14 protein-coding genes are annotated in these 16,060 nt (G+C 71.5%); 10 read left to right on the forward strand and 4 right to left on the reverse strand.

Features of this window, described 5'->3' with window-relative positions; all coding sequences use genetic code 11:
• Window positions 1-10 precede the first annotated feature (10 nt).
• Window positions 11-4,471 carry a coiled-coil domain-containing protein gene (locus tag A3CE_RS0137595; protein ID WP_020645260.1) on the forward strand — a complete coding sequence of 1,487 codons (4,461 nt, stop codon included), beginning with the start codon at window positions 11-13 and terminating at the stop codon, window positions 4,469-4,471.
• A gap of 37 nt (window positions 4,472-4,508) precedes the next feature.
• Complete coding sequence (locus A3CE_RS0137600; protein ID WP_020645261.1) at window positions 4,509-5,300, forward strand: TIGR03620 family F420-dependent LLM class oxidoreductase; 792 nt, start codon at window positions 4,509-4,511, stop codon at window positions 5,298-5,300.
• Here the strand turns inward: A3CE_RS0137600 and A3CE_RS0137605 are convergent.
• Window positions 5,297-5,779 (reverse strand): YybH family protein, encoded by a 483-nt coding sequence (locus tag A3CE_RS0137605; protein WP_020645262.1) that lies wholly within the window; start codon window positions 5,777-5,779, stop codon window positions 5,297-5,299. The two genes, A3CE_RS0137600 and A3CE_RS0137605, sit on opposite strands and share 4 nt — an antisense overlap.
• A 38-nt stretch (window positions 5,780-5,817) precedes the next feature.
• Between A3CE_RS0137605 and A3CE_RS0137610 the strand changes: the two genes are divergently transcribed.
• Window positions 5,818-6,168, forward strand: a complete 351-nt coding sequence (locus A3CE_RS0137610; RefSeq protein ID WP_026469236.1) for an ArsR/SmtB family transcription factor — start codon at window positions 5,818-5,820, stop codon at window positions 6,166-6,168.
• Between the two features lie 52 nt (window positions 6,169-6,220).
• On the opposite strand, the gene A3CE_RS0137615 is transcribed toward A3CE_RS0137610, so the two are convergent.
• Window positions 6,221-6,865: a LysE family translocator gene (locus A3CE_RS0137615; RefSeq protein ID WP_020645264.1), complete on the reverse strand. Its 645-nt coding sequence runs from the start codon at window positions 6,863-6,865 to the stop codon at window positions 6,221-6,223.
• 72 nt (window positions 6,866-6,937) lie between these two features.
• Between A3CE_RS0137615 and A3CE_RS0137620 the strand changes: the two genes are divergently transcribed.
• The 6 genes from A3CE_RS0137620 (at window position 6,938) to A3CE_RS0137645 (ending at window position 12,426) form a co-directional block, all read left to right on the forward strand.
• Complete coding sequence (locus A3CE_RS0137620) at window positions 6,938-8,119, forward strand: winged helix DNA-binding domain-containing protein (RefSeq protein ID WP_020645265.1); 1,182 nt, start codon at window positions 6,938-6,940, stop codon at window positions 8,117-8,119.
• 477 nt (window positions 8,120-8,596) lie between these two features.
• Entirely contained in the window at window positions 8,597-9,601 is a 1,005-nt protein-coding gene (gene gap, locus A3CE_RS0137625; RefSeq protein WP_020645266.1) for a type I glyceraldehyde-3-phosphate dehydrogenase, read from the forward strand.
• 5 nt (window positions 9,602-9,606) lie between these two features.
• Window positions 9,607-10,830, forward strand: coding sequence for a phosphoglycerate kinase (locus A3CE_RS0137630; protein ID WP_020645267.1), 1,224 nt, complete (start codon window positions 9,607-9,609; stop codon window positions 10,828-10,830).
• Window positions 10,830-11,615 carry a triose-phosphate isomerase gene (gene tpiA / locus A3CE_RS0137635; protein ID WP_020645268.1) on the forward strand — a complete coding sequence of 262 codons (786 nt, stop codon included), beginning with the start codon at window positions 10,830-10,832 and terminating at the stop codon, window positions 11,613-11,615. Before A3CE_RS0137630 ends, tpiA begins: the two co-directional genes overlap by 1 nt.
• 127 nt (window positions 11,616-11,742) lie before the next feature.
• A complete protein-coding gene (gene secG, locus A3CE_RS0137640; RefSeq protein ID WP_013224669.1) occupies window positions 11,743-11,973 on the forward strand; it encodes a preprotein translocase subunit SecG in 231 nt (76 codons plus the stop codon).
• Window positions 11,974-12,081: 108 nt separating this feature from the next.
• On the forward strand, window positions 12,082-12,426 hold the full coding sequence (locus tag A3CE_RS0137645) for an RNA polymerase-binding protein RbpA (protein WP_026469237.1): 345 nt from the start codon (window positions 12,082-12,084) through the stop codon (window positions 12,424-12,426).
• Window positions 12,427-12,687: 261 nt separating this feature from the next.
• Here A3CE_RS0137645 and A3CE_RS0137650 read toward each other — a convergent pair whose 3' ends face one another.
• Window positions 12,688-13,887, reverse strand: a complete 1,200-nt coding sequence (locus A3CE_RS0137650) for a sensor histidine kinase (RefSeq protein ID WP_026469238.1) — start codon at window positions 13,885-13,887, stop codon at window positions 12,688-12,690.
• A 292-nt stretch (window positions 13,888-14,179) separates the two neighbouring features.
• Complete coding sequence (locus A3CE_RS0137655) at window positions 14,180-15,286, reverse strand: FAD-dependent oxidoreductase (RefSeq protein WP_026469239.1); 1,107 nt, start codon at window positions 15,284-15,286, stop codon at window positions 14,180-14,182.
• Between the two features lie 80 nt (window positions 15,287-15,366).
• On the opposite strand from A3CE_RS0137655, the gene A3CE_RS0137660 reads away from it, so the two are divergent.
• Window positions 15,367-15,930 (forward strand): TetR/AcrR family transcriptional regulator, encoded by a 564-nt coding sequence (locus tag A3CE_RS0137660; RefSeq protein ID WP_020645273.1) that lies wholly within the window; start codon window positions 15,367-15,369, stop codon window positions 15,928-15,930.
• Window positions 15,931-16,060 lie beyond the last annotated feature (130 nt).

Raw genomic sequence — 16,060 nt, forward strand, 5'->3', positions numbered from 1 at the left:
AGGGGAATCGATGTACGAGCTTTCGCGGGTCCGCCTGCATTCGGTGGGTCCGGCGGGTGCCCGCTACCAGGACGTCGTGCTCGACTTCAGCGGCGTCGGCGCCAAGATCACCGCGCCGAAGCAGGACGCGCTGTTCAGCGCGGGCATCCACGCGACCGGCCCGGCCGAGCTGCGCCGCCCGTCCCCGGCGAGCGTGCTGTTCCTCGAGAACGGCGGCGGCAAGTCCGTGCTCATCAAGCTCATCTTCTCGGTGATGCTGCCCGGCCGCCGCCAGGTCGTAGGCACCACCAGCACGAAGGTGCTCGAGAAGTTCGTCGCCGCCAAGGACGTCTCGCACGTCGTGCTGGAGTGGCTGCACGTCGAAAGCGGGCACCGGATCATCACCGGCAAGGTGTCGGAATGGCGCGGGCACGTCGTGTCCGCCGACTCCGAGAACCTCGTCGACTCCTGGTACTGCTTCCGCCCGACGTCCGCGCTGGGGCTCGATTCCTTGCCGATGACCCAGGACGGCCGGCTGCTCACCATGTCCGGCTTCCACGACAAGCTCACCGCGGCCCAGCTGGCCGAACCCGAGCTGGAACTGTCCTGGACCCGCCGTCACCACGAGTGGACCGGCCGCCTCGACAGCCTTGGCCTCGACACCGAGCTGTTCCGCTACCAGCGCGCGATGAACGCCGGCGAAGGCGAAGCGGCGGACGCGTTCGCGTTCGGCACCGACGACGCGTTCGTCGAGTTCCTGCTGCGCGCGGTCATCTCCGAGGACGAGCCGAAAGACCTCGCCGAGGTCGTCGCGACCTACGCGCACAACCTCGCCCAGCGCGGCGATCTCCTGTCGGAACGCGACTTCGTCGCCGGTGCCCTGGAGCTGCTGGGTCCGCTGGCCGCCGAAGAAGGCGTCGCCGCGGAGTCGCGGAAGATCGCGGAGTCCGCGAAGGCCGACATGGCCGAGCTGGCCGGCCGCGTCGCCGCGCGCAACGAGCTGGAGAACGCCCGGCTGTCCGGGCTCGAGGACCACGTCACCGAGGTCAAGTCCGCGGAGAAGCTCGCCGAGGGCGACCACCGGCGGCTCGCCGCGGCCGTCACCGAGCTACGCCGTCTCGTCGCGGTGCTGCGCCTGGACGAGGCCCAGGAGGTCCGCAAGCGCGTCGACGCGGAGCTCGCTGAGGCGAAGACCGAGGCGGAGGCCTGGCGCGAGACGGCGACCGTCCTCAACTCTTTGAATGCGGGTCGCAAGGCGAAGGACCTGCGGGAACTCGTCGGCAGCCGTGAGGAGAAGGCACGTCCGGCGCTGCAGGCACGCAACGACGCCGCTTCGGCGCTCGCACGTGGGTTGCACGCGCTGGCGCAGGACGCCCAGCGGCAGGCCGACAAGGCCGAAGCGCACGCGGGCGCGTTGCGCGCCGAAGCCGAGAAGGCGCAGACCGAACGCGACGAAGCCGCGAACCTCGCGGCCGCCCGGCGGGCCGAAGCACGCGGGCTGACCACGCGGATCACCGAGCTGCGCGAAGAGGTCCAGGCCGCCGTCCGCGCGGGGTTGCTGCCTTCGGGCGCCGACGTCGCCGACGCCTCGCGGGCCGCGCGTTCGGCCGCCGAGTCGGCGGCCGCCGAGCTGACCCGGCGCGAACAGGAACTCGACCGCGTCGCCACGGATCTCCAAGCGGCACAACGGGCCGTGAACGAGGCGCACCAGCTCGCGGGCACCACCCAGGACCGCTTCGAGCGCGCCACGGAAGACCTCGACCGCGCCCACCGCCGTACCGACGCGCTCGCCGCCGAAGGCCGCCTGGTCGAGCTGCTCGGCGCGGACGACGTCGCGCTGGAAAGCGACCTCCCGGTGCTGCTGGAACGGCTGCGCGAGGCGAGCGCGGCCGTCGAGAAGGAGCAGACCGCGCTGCGGATGGAGGAGTCCGCCGACGAGCGGGCCCTGGCCGCGCTGGGGTCCGGCGGGCTGCTGCCGCCGCCGGAAGACGTCCAGGCGGCGCTGGACGCTCTCGAAGAGGCCGGGATCACCGCGTGGTCCGGCTGGCGTTATCTGTCCAAACTGGACGCTTCCCGGCGTGCCGAAGTGCTGGAAAGCCTGCCGCAGCTGGTGTCCGGGGTCCTGCTCAACGAGGCCGCGCACGCCGATCGCGCCCGTGAGGTGCTGACGACGCGACGGCTGCTGCCGAGCGCGATCATCGCCGTCGGCACGACCGAAGCGTTGCTGGCCGAGGTGCCGTCCGCGCCCGGCGTCGAGTTCCTCGTGCCGCCGAACCCCGCGATGTACGACGAAGAAGCCGCCGACGCCGAGCGGGAAGCCGTGGCGCGGCGGCACACCGAGCGGCAGCGGCGCCTCGAAGCTTTGTCGGCCAAGCTGTCCGCGGACGGTGCCTTGACGTGGAAGCTCACGACGTGGCGCGAGGACTACCCGCCCGGCGCCATCGCGACCCTCGCCGAGCAGGCCCAGGCCGCCCGGACCGCGCGGGAGACCGCCCGCACCGCGCTGGCGCAGGCCGAGGCGGAGTTCTCGCGGTTGAGCGAAAAAGCCGGGTCGCTGCGGGAGCGCGTCCCGGAACTGCGGGCGGCCGCCGCCGAGGCCGAGGAGAGGGCCCGGCGGCTCGGTGAGCTGGGCGTCCGCAGTGCCCGGATCGCGGAGTGGACCGAAGAAGCCGAGCGGGCGACCGAGATCGCCGAACGCGCCGACCTCCAGGCGTCCGACGCGGCGGGCAAGGCCGCGCGGCTGCGCGAGCAGGCGGGGGAGGAGCAGCGCACGGCGGACGGCCACCGCCGAACCGCGACCACCGCGGGCGCCGAACTGGCCGAGGTGCCCGGGGCGGCCGACGCCGCGGAGGGCCCGGCGCCCAGCGAACCGGTCGACGCCCTGCGCCGGACCTACCTGTCGGCGTCCGAGTCGTACGCGAAGGTCGAGGTCGGCAGCGACCTGCGGAGCGAGCTGGAACAGGCCGAGTCGGCCGAAGCGGCCGCGGGCTCGGCCGTCGAGTCCCTGGACGAGGCCGTTCGCGCCCGCGCGGCCGAACTGCTGGAGACCCCCGATGGCTCCGACGCCTCGGCCCGGGCGGCCGCGTTGGCGCGCGCCCGCCGTGTCGTCGACGGCCTCGAGGACGAGCGCACCGAAGCGATCGGGCTCGTTTCGACGCGGCGCGCGGAACTGGACGCGCTGCCGCTGCAGAACGGCGTCAACGGCGAGAAGCCGCGCGACATCGAGCACGGCCTGGAGCTGATCGACGCGGCCGGTCTGGAGGCGTCCGCGGCCGCGCGGAAGTGGGAAGAGCTGCAGGAACGCCGGGCGGCGGCGGAAGCGACGCTGGAGTCGGCGCGTACTTCGGCCTCGGGGTTCGCGCTGCTCGCCGAGTCGATGGGCCACCTGGTGACCGACACGGACGCCGCAGCCTACGACGGCGACGTCGACACCGCGCGCGCCCAGCACGCCCGGTTGAACGCCACCTTCACCACGGCCCAGGAAGCCGCCGACGCGGGTGACCGGCGGGTGCGCGCGGCCGCCGACCAGCTCGCGCAGTACGCGACGGAGAAGCGGTTCGAGAAGCTCAGCACGCCGGTGCGGCAGCAGGTCATCTCGGTCAAGCGCGACCAGCTCCCGGCGCACGCCGCCGAGTGGGCCGAGGCGCTGCGGCCGCGGCTGCGATCGCTGACCGACGACCTCGCCCAGATCGACCGGCACCGCGGCGGCATCATCACGCGCCTGCAGGGCATGGTCGACGGCGCACTCCGGACGCTGCGTTCGGCCCAGCGCGTCTCGCGGCTGCCGGACGGCCTCGGCGACTGGTCCGGGCAGGAGTTCCTCCGCATCCGCTTCACCGAGCTGGAGGACAACGCGCTCACCGAGAAGCTCGGCGAGGTCGTCGACGAAGCCGCCGTGGGCAAGACGGCGGACGGCCGCGACGTCAAGCGCGACGGGCTTTCCCTGGTCCTGCGCGGGGTCCGGGCCGCGGCGCCCAAGGGGTTCCGCGTCGACATGCTCAAGCCGGACTCGGTGCTGCGGACCGAACGCCAGCGCGTCTCGGAGATCCGCGACGTCTTCTCCGGCGGCCAGCAGCTGACCGCCGCGATCATCCTCTACTGCACCCTGGCGGCGCTGCGGGCCAACAACCGCGGCAAGGTCCGCAACCGGCACTCGGGCGTGCTGTTCCTGGACAACCCGATCGGCCGCGCGTCGGCCGGGTACCTGCTGGAACTGCAGCGGGCGGTGGCCGAGGCGCTGGGCGTGCAGCTGATCTACACGACGGGCCTGTTCGACGCGGGCGCGTTGTCGGAGTTCCCGCTCATCGTGCGGCTGCGCAACGACGCCGACCTGCGCGCGGGCCGGAAGTACCTCTCGGTCGATTCGACGATCCGGAACTCCCTCGAGGACCTGGGCGAGCCGGACGGTGTCGCGCGGCTGTCGGCGACCCGGATGTTCACGCGGACCGCCGAAGATCCCGCCGATTCCGCTGAGGACGAACAAACGGCGTGACGGGAACAACGCGGCGTGGTCCGGGGTTGCCGGGCGCATGACGAAACTCGGGCCGCTGGGGGCCACGCACAGCTCGTTGGACACCGATGCCGCCGTGGCGACCGCGGCGGAGCTGGAAGAGCAGGGGTACGGCACGCTCTGGCTGGCCGGCGGCCAGGGGAACAACCTGCCGCGGATCGCCGAGGTCGTCCGCGGGACATCGCGGATCCAGGTGGCGAGCGGGATCCTGTCGGTCGACCGGGTGCCGTCGGCTTCCGTTGCTTCGGCCTACGCGGACCTGCCCGCCGGGCGGTTCGTCGTCGGCCTCGGCGGGGCGCACGGGGCGCGTCCGCTGGCGGCGCTGAACGACTACCTCGACGAGATCGAGGAGGCCGTCCCGCCGTCCGCGCGGATCCTCTCGGCGCTCGGACCGCGGATGCTCGAGCTGGCACGCGACCGCGCCTCGGGCGCGTACCCGTACCTGGTGACGACGGACTACGTCGCCTCGGCGCGGGAGATCCTCGGCGCCGGGCCGCAGCTCGCGGTGCTGCTGAACATCGTCGCGGAGACCGATCAGGCCAAGGTGCGCGAGGTCGTGCGAGGTGGCTCGCTGAAGTTCCTGGCCGGGATACCCGGCTACGCGGCCAGCTTCCGGCGGATGGGCTTCACCGACGCGGACATCGCGGACCTGTCCGACCGGCTGGTCGACGGCCTCACCGTGTGGGGTGACTTCGACGGCGTCGTGGCGCGGCTGCGGGAGTACCGGGCCGCGGGCGCCGACCAGGTCGTCGTCCCGCTCGACGGCCTGCCGCGCGAGTGGTGGCCGGACCTGGTGAAGGCGCTGGCCTAGCCGCGGATCGCCGTCTGGTACGCGGCGAGCGCGTCGGCGTCGTCGATGCTGCCGTGGTGGTGGACCTGCACCCAGCGACCGTCTTCGTAGGCGAAGAACCGCGTCGTGCGGATGCTCAGGGGGACGGTTTCGGTCACGCGGTACTCGCCGGTCTCGCGGCCGGCGAACACCGCGTGGCCTTCGCCGGAGTACTCGACGATGTCATCGAAGGTGACGGTGACGCGGGCCGGACCGTGGAAGACGCGTTCGTACAGCTCGGTGATCGCTTCGCCGCCGCGGAGGATGCCGCCGAGCGGGTTGTTCAGCTGGGCCAGCGGATCGCTCGTCCAGATGCGGCGGAACACGTCGAGATCGCGCTGGTTGAAGGCGTAGTAGAAGGATTCGAGAGCGGCCAGCGCACCCTCGCGGCCGGGTCGGGCGGCGTCGTCGAGCCGGTTGCGCGCGCCGGGACCGAAGGCGGCGTCGAGGTGCCGGGGCATGTCTGCTCCTTCTAGAGTGTTCGATGGAGGTCGACCAGATGAGTGTACGACAGTCATCGAACACTGCGCGAGCGCGCGGGCTGAGCCACGTGCCACCGGGCGAGGTCGCCCTGCAGGACGCCCTCTCCGCGGTCGCCGACCCGGTACGCCGCAGCATCCTGCGTGAGCTGGCCGCCGTGCCGGAGTGGACGAAGGCGTGCGGCACGTTCGACCTGCCGGTGGCGAAGGCGACCCGCAGCCACCACTTCGCCGTGCTGCGCGCGGCGGGCCTGATCGAGCAGCGCGACGAAGGCCCCCGGCGCCTGAACCGCTTGCGCCGTCCCGAATTCGACGCCGCCTTCCCGGGCCTCCTCGACCTGGTGCTGCGCGAACCGGGCTCAAGTCCGTGAATGGCACATTGAGAGACTTGAAGTCCCTCAATGTGCCATTCACGGACTTCGGTCAGTCGCCCCGGCCGGTGAAGGCGAGGCTGGTGCCGAGGCCGATCATGACCAGGCCGCCGGTGCCGCCGACCAGCTCCAGGCGTCGCGGCGAGCGGGCGAACCAGGTGCGCGCGGTGCCCGCGACCAGGGCCCACGCGCTGTCGGTGGCCAGGGCGATCGCGGGCAGGCAGAGCCCGAGGACCAGCATCTGGGCGGGCACGGACCCGGCGGCCGGGTCGGCGAACTGCGGCAGCAGCGCCGCCAGGAACACGATCGACTTCGGGTTCGCGAAGCCGACGACGAAGCCGTCGCGCAGCACGGCCGGCACCCGGCCGCGCGTGGCGCGCACCGTCGCCGCCATCGCTTCGGTCAGCTTCCGGCGGTGCCGCACGGCTTGGATCCCCAGGTACACCAGGTAGACCGCGCCGGCGACCTTGATCGCGGTGAACACCGCCGCCGATGTCGTCACGAGCGTGCCGAGGCCGAACGCGACCGCGACGACCTGCGTGTACACCCCGGCGGCGTTGCCCACGACGGTGAGCAGCGCGTCGCGCCGCCCGGCCGTGAGCGCGCGGCTGATCGTGAACAGCACGCTCGGCCCGGGGACCACGACCAGGAGGAACGTCAGCGCGGCGAAGGCCGCGAGGTGCGTACCGGAGACCATTTCGCGAGGCTATCGCCTGGCCGCACCGGACGACCAGGCGTTTTTGTCGGTGCCGGGTGGTAGGAAAAACGGGTGCCTCCGAAGATCAGTACCGACCAGCGCCGGGCCCGCCTCGCCGTCCGTCACTCCCTGGCCGCGCCCGCGGCCACGGTGGCGGACGCCGTGGCCGGGGTCGTCGCGCTGCACGCCACCGACCCGGCGACCGTCCACCTGTCCGCGTGCGCCCGGCTCGCCGGCCCGGCGGTGGCTTCGGTGGAGCAGGCGCTGTACGAAGACCGGACTTTGCTGCGGCTGCTGGGAATGCGCCGCACGGTGTTCGTGACGAGCCTGGACACCGCGGCGCTGGTGCAGGCCGGCTGCGCCGCGGACATCGTCGTCAAGCAGCGGAAGCTGCTGGAACAGCACCTCGGGCAGCAGGGGCACCCGGAGAACGTGCCGGAGCCGGGGAAGTGGCTGGCCGACGTCGAGGCGTCGGCCGAGGCCGCGCTGCGGGCCCGTGGCTCGGCGACCGCGCAGCAGCTGAGTGAAGACGAGCCCCGCCTGCGCCAGCAGCTGCTGATGGCCGCGGGCAAGCCGTACGAGGCGATCGGCAACGTGACGAGCCGGGTGCTGTTCCTGCTGGCGGCGGGCGGCCGGATCGCCCGCGGCCGTCCGCGCGGAAGCTGGCTCAGCACCCAGTACGTCTGGCACCCGCTCGACGAGTGGGTGCCGGGCGGGCTGCCCGAGTGGGAGCCGGACGAGGCCCGGGCCGAGCTGGCGCGGAGGTGGCTGCGGTCGTACGGCCCGGCCCCGGTGACGGACCTGCGCTGGTGGACGGGCTGGACGGCGGGCCAGACGAAGAAGGCGCTGGCCGCGGTGGCGCCGGTGGAGGTCGACCTGGACGACGGGCCCGGCCTGGCCCTGGTGGACGACCTCGGCCCGGTGCCCTCGCCGGCGCCGTGGGTGGCGTTCCTGCCGGCCCTGGACCCGACACCGATGGGCTGGCAGGAGCGCGACTGGTTCCTCGGCCCCCACCGCGCGGCCCTGTTCGACCGCAGCGGCAACGTCGGCCCGACGATCTGGGCGTCCGGGCGGGTCGTGGGCGGCTGGGCCCAGCGCCCGTCGGGCGAGATCGCGTACCGCCTGCTGGAGGACGTGGGCGCGGAGACCCGCGCGATGGTGGAGACGGAGGCGGAGAAGTGCGCCGGCTGGTTCGGCGAGGTCCGGGCGGTGCCCCGCTTCCGCACCCCGCTGGAACGCGAGCTGTCCGGATGACGACGCGCGGAGGAGAGCGGGGGCCGTGGCCGCTCGCGCGCTCGGGAGCCGCTGATGCGGTTCCGGCCCGAGGAGGCCGCAGGCCGGCCGCGGAGGGCTGCGCCGGGGGTCGCTGGATCGGTCGAGTCATCGACCTCACGTCCCGCTGTGGAGCCTCCTTCCGCAGCGCCTTCCCAACCGGCCGGAGCCCGCTGCGGGCTGAATCGTTCGAGATGCTCCGCGGACCGCCGCCGGCCCGCTCGTCACACCCGGCGCTCCCAGCCGGAACCGGTCCCGGCGCCCGAGTCTCGCCACCCGTCCGGCCCGCCCCGGGAACCCGCCGTGGCGGTTCGCTTTCTTAATCGATTCTTGACCCGTTCGCCAAGTGGTGGAAGTCTCGTCAGGGCAGTCAGGGACGCGCATGCCCGCACGCTAGGGTGGCCGCGAGCCCGCAAGTCACGGCCGGGACTCCGGCCGATCCTCAGAGGAGTGGCAGCAGTGACCGTTCGCGTAGGTGTCAACGGCTTCGGCCGCATCGGCCGCAACTTCTTCCGCGCCGTGCAGGCCAGCGGCCACGACATCGAGGTCGTCGCCTTCAACGACCTCGGCGACGTCGCCACCATGGCCCACCTGCTGAAGTACGACTCCATCCTGGGCCGGTTCCCGGGTGAGGTCAGCGTCAGCGACGAGGGCATCGTCGTCGACGGCAAGACCATCAAGGCCCTCGCCGAGCGCGACCCGGCCAACCTGCCCTGGGGCGACCTGGGCGTGGACGTCGTCGTCGAGTCGACCGGCTTCTTCACCAACGCCGACGCCGCCAAGGCGCACATCGCCGGCGGTGCCAAGAAGGTCATCATCTCCGCGCCCGCCAAGGGCGAGGACCTCACCATCGTGCTCGGCGTCAACGACGACAAGTACGACGGCTCGCAGAACATCATCTCGAACGCCTCCTGCACCACCAACTGCCTCGGCCCGCTGGCCAAGGTCCTGCAGGACGCCTTCGGCATCGAGCAGGGCCTGATGACCACGATCCACGCGTACACGCAGGACCAGAACCTGCAGGACGCGCCGCACAAGGACATGCGCCGCGCCCGCGCCGCCGCGCTGAACATCGTGCCGACCTCGACCGGCGCCGCCAAGGCGATCGGCCTGGTCCTGCCGGAGCTGCAGGGCAAGCTGGACGGCTACGCGCTGCGCGTCCCGGTGCCGACAGGCTCGGCCACCGACCTCACGGTCACCCTGACCAAGGCCGCGACCCTCGAAGAGGTCAACGCCGCGTACAAGGCCGCCGCCGAGGGCCCGCTCTCGGGCTACCTGCGCTACAACGAGGACCCGATCGTCTCCTCGGACATCGTCACCGACCCGGCGTCCTGCATCTACGACGCGCCGCTGACCAAGGTCATCGGCAACCAGGTCAAGGTCGTCGGCTGGTACGACAACGAGTGGGGCTACTCCAACCGCCTCGCCGACCTGGTCAAGCTCGTCGGTTCGAAGCTGTCCTGAACCCCATGAGCGTCAAGAACCTCGACGACCTGCTCAGCGAGGACGGTGTTGGTGTCCAGGGCCGCTACGTACTCGTGCGGAGCGACCTGAACGTCCCGCTCGACGGGGATCGCATCACCGACGACGGCCGGGTCCGCGCCGCGCTGCCGACGATCAAGAAGCTCGCCGACGCGGGCGCGAAGGTCGTCGTCACCGCGCACCTCGGCCGCCCGAAGGGCGAGCCGGACCCCAAGTACACCCTCGCGCCCGTCGCGAAGCGGCTCTCGGAGCTGCTCGGCGCCGAGGTCGCGCTGGCCGGTGACCTGGTCGGCGAGTCCGCGAAGGCGCTCACCGGCGGCCTGGCCGACGGCGGCGTCGTCCTGCTGGAGAACGTGCGCTTCGACGCGCGCGAGACCAGCAAGGACGCCGTGGACCGGTCCGAGCTGGCCGCCGAGCTGGGCGCGCTCGTCCCGGGCGGCGCGTTCGTCTCCGACGGCTTCGGCGTCGTGCACCGCAAGCAGGCCTCGGTCTACGAGGTCGCGTCGGTGCTCCCGGCGTACGCGGGCGGCCTGGTGCTGGCCGAGCTGGACGTGCTGAAGAAGCTGACCGACGACCTCCAAGGGCCCTACGTGGTCGTGCTCGGCGGCGCGAAGGTGTCCGACAAGCTCGGCGTCATCGCGAACCTGCTGACCAAGGTCGACCGGCTGCTCATCGGCGGCGGCATGGCGTACACCTTCCTCAAGGCCCAGGGCCACGAGGTCGGCAACTCGCTGCTCCAGGCCGACCAGCTCGACCAGGTGAAGGGCTTCCTCGCCGAGGCCGAGAAGCGCGGCGTCGAACTGGTGCTGCCGGTGGACGTCCTGGCCGCGACGGGGTTCGCGGCCGACGCCGAGCACGAGGTCGTCGCCGCCACCGCGATCCCGGCCGACCGCGAAGGCCTCGACATCGGCCCGGCGACCCGTGAGCTGTTCGCGGGCAAGCTGGCCGACGCCAAGACCGTGTTCTGGAACGGCCCGATGGGCGTGTTCGAGTTCGAGGCGTTCTCCGGCGGCACGCGTGCCGTGGCCGAGGCGCTCGTGAAGAGCGACGCGTTCACTGTGGTCGGCGGCGGCGACTCGGCGGCCGCGGTGCGGCAGCTGGGCCTGCCCGAGGACGGCTTCTCGCACATCTCCACCGGCGGCGGTGCCTCGCTGGAGTACCTCGAAGGCAAGGAACTGCCGGGCGTGACCGCTTTGGAGGAGAAGAACTAGTGGCACGCAAGCCGTTCATCGCCGGCAACTGGAAGATGAACCAGAACCACCTCGAGGCGATCGCGCTGGTGCAGAAGATCGCCTTCGCGCTGCCGGAGAAGTACTACGCGAAGGTCGACGTGGCGGTGCTGCCGCCGTTCACCGACATCCGCAGCGTGCAGACCCTGGTCGACGGCGACAAGCTGTCGCTCACCTACGGCGCGCAGGACATCGCGCCGCAGGACTCCGGGGCCTACACCGGCGACATCTCGGGCCTGATGCTGGCGAAGCTGGGCTGCAAGTTCGTTGCCGTCGGGCACTCGGAGCGGCGCGAGTACCACGCCGAGACCGACGAGCTGGTCAACAAGAAGGTCAAGGCCGCGCTCAAGCACGGCATCACGCCGATCCTCTGCATCGGGGAGAAGCTCGAGGTCCGCGAGGCCGGCGAGCACATCCACCACACCACGACGCAGCTGATCGACGGCCTGAAGGGCCTCAAGGCCGAACAGGTCAAGGACGTGGTGGTCGCGTACGAGCCGGTCTGGGCGATCGGCACCGGCAAGGTCGCGTCGTCGTCCGACGCCGAAGAGGTCTGCAAGGCCATCCGCGCCACCCTCCAGGAGAAGTACGGCGACGAGGTCGCTTCGTCCGTCCGGGTGCTCTACGGGGGATCGGTGAAGTCGGGCAACATCAGCGAACTGGTGGGCTGCGAGAACATCGACGGTGCCCTGGTCGGCGGAGCGAGCCTCGATGGCGAGGAGTTCACGAAACTCTGCGCACTCGCCGCGGGCGGGCCGCTGCCCTGATCGAGGCCACGACCGGGTAGCCTGTGTATCCGGTCCGTCACACAGCAGTGGACGAGTCCAGGGGTACGGTGGAGGTCGGAAACGACCATGCCGTACCCCTGCATTCTCCTAGAGCCCAGAGGATGACATGAAGCTGTTCCTGCAAATCCTGTTGATCGTCACCAGTGTCTTCCTGGTGGTCGCGGTGCTGCTGCACCGGGGCCGGGGCGGTGGCCTGTCGTCGCTGTTCGGCGGCGGGATGCAGTCGAGCCTGGCCGGGTCGAGCGTGGCCGAGAAGAACCTCGACCGGATCACCCTGGGGCTGGGCGCGGTCTGGCTGATCAGCATCGTGGGCCTGGGTCTGCTGCTCAAGGTGTGAGGCGTCCGGCGTTCCGTCCGTCGGCCGAGACCGGGTCCGGACGGCGGGGCGCAGCGATTCGGCGTGCCTATTGGGGGGCGCGCCGCCGATTCCTAGGTGTGAGGGTTCATGGTTGGCGGTAACGCGATTCGGGGCACCCGGGTGGGTGCCGGTCCTACGGGCGAATCGGAACGAGGTGAATCGGCGCCACGGCGGCGGGTCGGGTACTGGTGCGCCAACGGGCACGAGGCTCGGCCGTCGTTCGCGCTCGAGGCGGAGATCCCCGACGAGTGGGACTGCCCCCGCTGCGGGCTCCCGGGCGGGCAGGACGAGAAGAACCCGCCGGCCGCGCCGCGGACCGAGCCGTACAAGACGCACCTGGCCTACGTGAAGGAGCGGCGCAGCGACGCCGACGGCGAGGCCATCCTGGCGGAGGCGCTCGACCGCCTGCGCAAGCGCCGGGAAATCCTCTAGCTTTTCGCAGCGGCAACCACCCCGGGACACCTCGGGGTGGTTTTTCGCGCGCTCAACCGGGCGTGCGCGAACGGTCGACACGCGTGATCAGGCGGTCGACACGTGTGATTGAAGGGTCGACACGGCGCCGGGCATCGTGTCGACCCTTCAATCACGTGAGTCGACTCCTCAATCACGCGTGTCGGCTCTTTGGTCACGGGGCGAGCGGGTCAGCTGGGACGGTCAGTCCTCGCCGCCAGGCTGGATACCGGGGGCCGGAGGTCAGCGGTCCAGCGGATACCGGGCCCGGACGCGGAAACCGCCGTCCTCGGTGCCGGACGTCTCGAAGCTGCCGCCCAGCAAGCGGGCCCGCTCGGCCAGGCCCGTGAGACCGTGGCCACCCGACGGCAGAGACTCGCCGATGCGGCTGGCCCGCTCGTTGCGGACCTCGATCTTGAGCGCTCCGTGCTCACCCTGGATGCGGATGGTCGCCGTCGCGCCCGGGGCGTGCTTGTGGACGTTGGTCAGGCACTCCTGCACCGTCCGGTAGGCCGCCGCGGAGACCTGGTTCGGCAGCACCTCCGGCAGGTGCTCCACCGTCAGGTGCACCGGCACGTCGGAGGTGCGGATCAGCCGGTCGAGCTCGTTGATGCCGGGGCGCGGGCCGTCGTCGTCCGAACCCGCCCGCAGCACGCTGACCAGCGAACGCAGCTCCTCCAGGGTCCGCTTCGACAGCGTGCGGATGACCTGCGCGGTCTCCAGCGCCCGGTCGTCGGTGGTCTGGACCTGCAGCGCGCCGGCCTGCATGGCGATCAGGGTGATCTGGTGCGAGACGACGTCGTGCATTTCGCGGGCCAGCCGCGCGCGTTCCTCGGCGCGGACGGCGTCGGCGTGGAAGCGGCGCTCGCGGTCGCGGCTCGTGGCCAGCTCGGCGAGCTTGTTCGCGACCTCGGTCCGCGCGCCGATGAGCAGGCCGATCGCGATCGGCATGCCCGCGACGAGGACGCCGTAGATTCCGTCGAGGATGTGTTCGCGCCAGCTGAGCTGGGCGAAGTCCTCCAGCGGCCACTGCACGAACCGGCACATCCACACCAGCGCGGCGCCGACCCAGGTCTGCCAGTGCAGCTGGCGGCGGGTGGCGAGCATGCCGAGCGTGATCATCGACGCGAGCTGGGCCCAGCCGGCCAGGAAGCCGGGGACCGCGACGAGCACGGCGAGGAACGGGAACTTCCGGCGGAACACCACGGCGAGACACGCGGCGCCGGACAGGTAGATCGAGTACGGCTGGGCCTTCTCGGGGATCACCAACCAGACGTCGAGCACGGCCAGGATGACCGCGGCCGCGTCGATGGCGAACGTGACCACGGCGGGGCGGGGCACCGAGCCGAACAAGCTCAGGCCACGCTTTCGGACACGCTCGGCGGCCGATGGTCCCGTACCGGTGACCGAGATGCCTGGAATCGAGAGTCCCTCTGTACTCATCGCTGGCGACCCCATTCGTCTTGTGGACTTGGTGGTGAGAGGTGCTCAGGGCCCGATCGGGACGCGCAGCCGCAGACAAATGTGCGGATGCTAACGAGGTGGCGTACGAAGACGGTAAGTTTCACCCGCTCTCCACGCCGTGGCGTCCGAATTCCGCAAGCGGCTGGTCTGTCCGGGGGATCGTCGGGGAGGGCTGCTACCAGCAGTGGGCGTGCCGTTTCCCAACGTACGCGTAGACGACCACATCGTGGGAATCATGTTACCCACGTGTGGTCGCCCGGCGGAAGTTTTGTCACGCGGCGACAGGGTGGACGTCGTCGCCGAGGAGGTGGCCGAGGCCTTCGGCGCACGCCTTCGCGGTCTCGATCGAGCGTGGCAGCATGCTCGTCTCGTACTTCCGGACCGCTTCGCCGAGGCTGCGAGCCGTGGCGAGGGCGGTGCCGAGTTCCGTGCCGTCCAGCAGGGCGAGGTTCGCGCCGACCCCGAGCGGCGGCATCAGGTGCGCCGCGTCGCCGAGGAGGGTCAGGCCCGGCGTGTGCGTCCACGCGTGGGGGACCGGCAGGACGTACAACGGCCGGTGCGTGAACCCGCCGTCGTGGTCGGTCAGGAAGCGCAGCAGGTCCGGGTGCCACCCGGCGTAGCGCTCCAGCAGGTTCGCGCGCACTGCGTCGGTGTCGGCGAAGCCGAGGTCGGCGTGCCACTCCTCAGGGGCGTAGAAGATCGCGTAGCAGCGGATGTGCCCGTTGCTGTTTCGCTGCGCGAAGAGCGCCTGGCCGCCGATCTTCGCCATCGCCGTTCCTTGGCCGGTCAACGTCGCCAGCGCCGGGTGGCGGCGGTCGGCGTCGTCGAGCCCGAACTCGACGAACGTGACCCCGCTGTACTCGGGCAAGACGCCGGTGAGCGCGCGGCGGACGCGTGACCACGCGCCGTCCGCGCCGACGACCAGGTCGTAGTCCGCGGTGACGCCCTCGGCGAAGGACAGCCGTGCGCCGTCGCCGGTCGTGGTGACCTCCTCGACCGGCCGTCCCCAGCGGACGGTGCCGGGGGAGAGCGAGTCCAGGAGGATCCCGCGGAGCTGGCCGCGGTCGATCTCCGGGCGGAATTCGTCGTCCTCGGCGGGGAGCTCGTCGCGGACGACGGCGGCGGTGCGGGCATCGAGGGCACGCATCTGCTGGCCTTCGGGGCGGGCGAGTTCGCGGAACCGCTCGTGCAGCCCGGCCGTGCGGAGGGCGACCTGGCCGGTGTCGGCGTGCATGTCGAGCGTGCCGCCCTGGGGCCGCGCACCGGCGGAGGGTTCCTGTTCGAAGACGGTGACGTCGAGGCCGTGGAGTTGCAGGACGCGGGCGCAGGCAAGCCCGCCGAGGCCGGCGCCGGCGATGGCTATGCGTGAGGAAGTCATGTCCCCAGAAAAGCACAGTGACTCACTAAGTGCAACCACTACACTTTTGTAGTGAATTCACCGTTGCGTATGCTGAGGCCATGACCGAAGTGATCGGACGCCGCGAGCGCAAGAAGGCACAGACCCGGAAGGCGCTGGCCGACGCCGCCCTCGCGCTGTTCCTCGAACGGGGCTACGACGAGGTCGGCGTGAAGGAGATCGCGGAGGCCGCCGACGTCTCGGTGACGACGTTGTTCAAGCACTTCCCCAGCAAGGAAGCCCTGGTGTTCGACCTGGAGGAGGACATCGAGGCGGCGCTGGCCGGCGCGGTGCGCGAGCGGCCACCGGGGCACACGGTCGTGGACGCGCTGCGCGAGCACATGCTGCGTGACGTCTCCGACGCCGGCCCGGGCGAAGAGTTCCTGCGGCTGGTCGAGAGCACGCCGGCGCTGCGCGACTACGGCCGGCGGATGTGGATGCGCCACGAGACGGCACTGGCGCGGGCGATCGCCGAGGAATCCGGCGCGCCGAGCGATGACGTCGCCTGCGCGGCCTTGGCGAGGTTCGCGCTGGCTTCGCGGGAGCTGATCGTGGGCCACGAGCATCCGCGACGCGCGGCGGAGGAGATCTTCGGCCGCTTGGAGCGTGGCTGGCTCCCGGCCTGACCTGAGCAGCCCCCGTTTTTCACGCTACCGGCGAGCACCGACAGTTCCGGCAGGTCCGGCGGCCCCAAAGCCGTGAAGGCCACCTTGAGGAACTTGAAGTTCCTCAAGGTGGCCTTCACGAACCACCGAA

Source organism: Amycolatopsis balhimycina FH 1894, assembly GCF_000384295.1.
In the GTDB taxonomy this organism is placed as follows: Bacteria; Actinomycetota; Actinomycetes; order Mycobacteriales; family Pseudonocardiaceae; genus Amycolatopsis; species Amycolatopsis balhimycina.

Bases quoted from the DNA above. Each gene is read 5' to 3' on its own strand.
- A3CE_RS0137595 (WP_020645260.1), top strand. From the start codon at position 11: ATGTACGAGCTTTCGCGGGTCCGCCTGCATTCGGTGGGTCCGGCGGGT.
- A3CE_RS0137600 (WP_020645261.1), top strand. From the start codon at position 4,509: ATGACGAAACTCGGGCCGCTGGGGGCCACGCACAGCTCGTTGGACACC.
- A3CE_RS0137605 (WP_020645262.1), bottom strand. From the start codon at position 5,779: ATGCCCCGGCACCTCGACGCCGCCTTCGGTCCCGGCGCGCGCAACCGG.
- A3CE_RS0137610 (WP_026469236.1), top strand. From the start codon at position 5,818: ATGAGTGTACGACAGTCATCGAACACTGCGCGAGCGCGCGGGCTGAGC.
- A3CE_RS0137615 (WP_020645264.1), bottom strand. From the start codon at position 6,865: ATGGTCTCCGGTACGCACCTCGCGGCCTTCGCCGCGCTGACGTTCCTC.
- A3CE_RS0137630 (WP_020645267.1), top strand. From the start codon at position 9,607: ATGAGCGTCAAGAACCTCGACGACCTGCTCAGCGAGGACGGTGTTGGT.
- secG (WP_013224669.1), top strand. From the start codon at position 11,743: ATGAAGCTGTTCCTGCAAATCCTGTTGATCGTCACCAGTGTCTTCCTG.
- A3CE_RS0137645 (WP_026469237.1), top strand. From the start codon at position 12,082: ATGGTTGGCGGTAACGCGATTCGGGGCACCCGGGTGGGTGCCGGTCCT.
- A3CE_RS0137650 (WP_026469238.1), bottom strand. From the start codon at position 13,887: ATGAGTACAGAGGGACTCTCGATTCCAGGCATCTCGGTCACCGGTACG.
- A3CE_RS0137655 (WP_026469239.1), bottom strand. From the start codon at position 15,286: ATGACTTCCTCACGCATAGCCATCGCCGGCGCCGGCCTCGGCGGGCTT.
- A3CE_RS0137660 (WP_020645273.1), top strand. From the start codon at position 15,367: ATGACCGAAGTGATCGGACGCCGCGAGCGCAAGAAGGCACAGACCCGG.